The following is a 2,139-nucleotide window of genomic DNA, read 5'->3' on the forward strand; positions in this document are numbered from 1 at the left end:
AGTTATCTATAGATTCAAAAACCATTCAGGCTCTACAGTAACTTTTTCAACAGACTCCGTTTTAATGCCAAGTGATAATTCCTTGAGTTTGTCGGCTAGTTCTTCGCCATCAATCAGCTCTATTGGCGTCGCGCCATCTCGCTTTGCTTCTTCGATGGCTGCCTTGGTAAAACTCCCGGTAGTGATGAACATGCCCCTATCGGCACGACCAACAGAGGCTCCCCGGAAGTCTCGAATTTCTGGGACTCCGACTGAACCCTTGTATCTTTTGCATTGGAAAACAATATGGAAACTTATCAGACCGCTGATACGGGCAATGCCCTTGCCATCAATACCGCCATCACCAGTTCTACCGGTTACTTCTACTTGTATAAAGCCTAGTTCGCGAAGCATGCGCTGTGTTAGCCGCTCAAAAGCTTCTGGACCTATCTTTTCAGTTAGAATGTGATGAAGGTTTTCACGCCACGTTGATGCTTCTTCGGGTGAATCGTCTGATTCCGGATCGCTCGGGGAACCGTTTGTTGTTGAAGCTTTTTTATCCAATGAACGAACATGATTTGTGATTTCACGGCTATCGATTTCAGAAACTTGTCTGGCCTTGTCGGTGAGAGCCCAGATTCTTCGAGAAGAATTCTCTGAGGTAGCCAGCTTTCTTCAAATAAGTACGAGCCCAGCCAAGTTGATAGCCAATCTCGGTTTGATTGCTCTTCTCTGGATTATGCATAGCTTCCAATGTCTCTTCATCGAACTTCTCAAGTGTGATTATCTCTTCATAAATTTCATCAATGTTGCCTGAGCCGCCCAGGTTAATCAGCGCCTTTATCAAGGGGTTCATAAGTTGATGATATTTAATCATAAAACACCCCGCTGTCGGTGCATTGATTAAGGCAGGGAATCCTTACCTTATTGAAATCAGAGAGATTTCTGATAATCGATTGAGTTTGTTTGACCCACTCATTCATCTTGGGAATTTAGCAGCTTTGAGCCAGTTAGCCTACTGGAACTGATATATTGAGAAAACGCATCCTCAAATTACTATAAGCGGCTCGATAGTCTGAAGACTCCCTCCCTTGCTCCATCGAACATCTAAAACAACAGAAGAAGCTGGAATCTGGCTTGCAGCTGTAACGCTGATGAGCTTGATTGGCACGAACTGGATGTGGCATGGGAAATCAGAAGTTGCATCCTGATTATTAGATGCCAGGGGAAAAGTCTTGAGTTTTCCAGTGCATGGGGATGAACAGGGGAAAAAGCCCTGAATTTTCCAGCTCATGGGGACGAAATAGCAAAGTAGCTGTTTTAGCTCGAAGCCACCCTCGCTTGTGAGGATATTTAGCTTATGAATAAGATATCCAGTTATATCATTCAGGCTCTAGTTCTTATAAACCTCTTGGCATCCTGTAAGGATTCCGCCAGCATGACTTGGGTGGTAAGTACTCTAGCCGGCAGGACACAAGGTTATCAGGATGGTATCGGCACAGAGGCACAGTTTAGCCTTCCCACCGGCGTGGCCGTGGACACATCCGGCAATGTCTATGTGGCAGATCATGCTAACCACCGCATCCGGAAAATCACGCCAGCGGGGAAGGTGAGCACCCTTGCCGGCGATGGCGGCACGACGGAGTTCAACTACCCTTACGGCGTGGCTGTGGACTCATCAGATAATATCTATGTGGCAGATTTAGGCAATCACCGCATCCGGAAGATCACAGAAGCGGAGGGGGTAAACACCCTGGCCGGCAGTGGCACGCGGGGTTATAAGGTTGGCCTTGGAAGCGCGGCACAGTTTAACAGCCCCGCCGGCGTGGCTGTGGACTCAAGAGGCAATGTCTATGTTGCAGATCAAAACAATCACCGCATCCGGAAGATTACAGAAGTAGAGGGAGCACAGCTTTTTGCCGGCAGCAGCACGGAAGGTTTTGCGAATGGTGCCAGCAGCACGGCTCAGTTTAGCTCTCCCTACGGTGTGGCTGTGGATACATCCGGCAATGTCTATGTGGCAGATCATTCTAATCACCGCATTCGTAAGATCACGCCAGCGGGGGAGGTAAGCACCTTTGCCGGCACTGATGATGCGGGACATAGAGATGGCGCCGGCAGCATGGCACAGTTTGACAGCCCCACCGGCGTGGCCGTGGA

3 protein-coding genes are annotated in these 2,139 nt (G+C 48.6%); 1 reads left to right on the forward strand and 2 read right to left on the reverse strand.

Annotated elements, in window-relative coordinates; translation table 11 throughout:
* Nucleotides 1-6: 6 nt before the first annotated feature.
* Both S1OALGB6SA_RS10585 and S1OALGB6SA_RS10590 read right to left on the reverse strand, forming a co-directional pair.
* Entirely contained in the window at nt 7-543 is a 537-nt protein-coding gene (locus tag S1OALGB6SA_RS10585) for a restriction endonuclease (protein WP_230204400.1), read from the reverse strand.
* Nucleotides 544-580: 37 nt separating this feature from the next.
* The gene (locus tag S1OALGB6SA_RS10590) at nt 581-856 is read right to left on the reverse strand and encodes a winged helix-turn-helix domain-containing protein (protein ID WP_230204401.1); all 276 of its coding nucleotides are present in this window, start codon (nt 854-856) and stop codon (nt 581-583) included.
* A gap of 483 nt (nt 857-1,339) precedes the next feature.
* On the opposite strand from S1OALGB6SA_RS10590, the gene S1OALGB6SA_RS03925 reads away from it, so the two are divergent.
* Nucleotides 1,340-2,139, forward strand: an 800-nt coding sequence (locus S1OALGB6SA_RS03925; RefSeq protein WP_124032626.1) for an NHL repeat-containing protein, incomplete at its 3' end; no start/stop codon positions are given.

Origin of the sequence: Olavius algarvensis spirochete endosymbiont (assembly GCA_900608495.1) — a bacterium.
Classification (GTDB): Bacteria; Spirochaetota; Spirochaetia; order DSM-2461; family DSM-2461; genus UBA2779.

What these genes read in the sequence shown, in the direction of transcription:
- S1OALGB6SA_RS10590 (WP_230204401.1), bottom strand. Translation starts at nt 856, where the DNA reads ATGATTAAATATCATCAACTTATGAACCCCTTGATAAAGGCGCTGATT.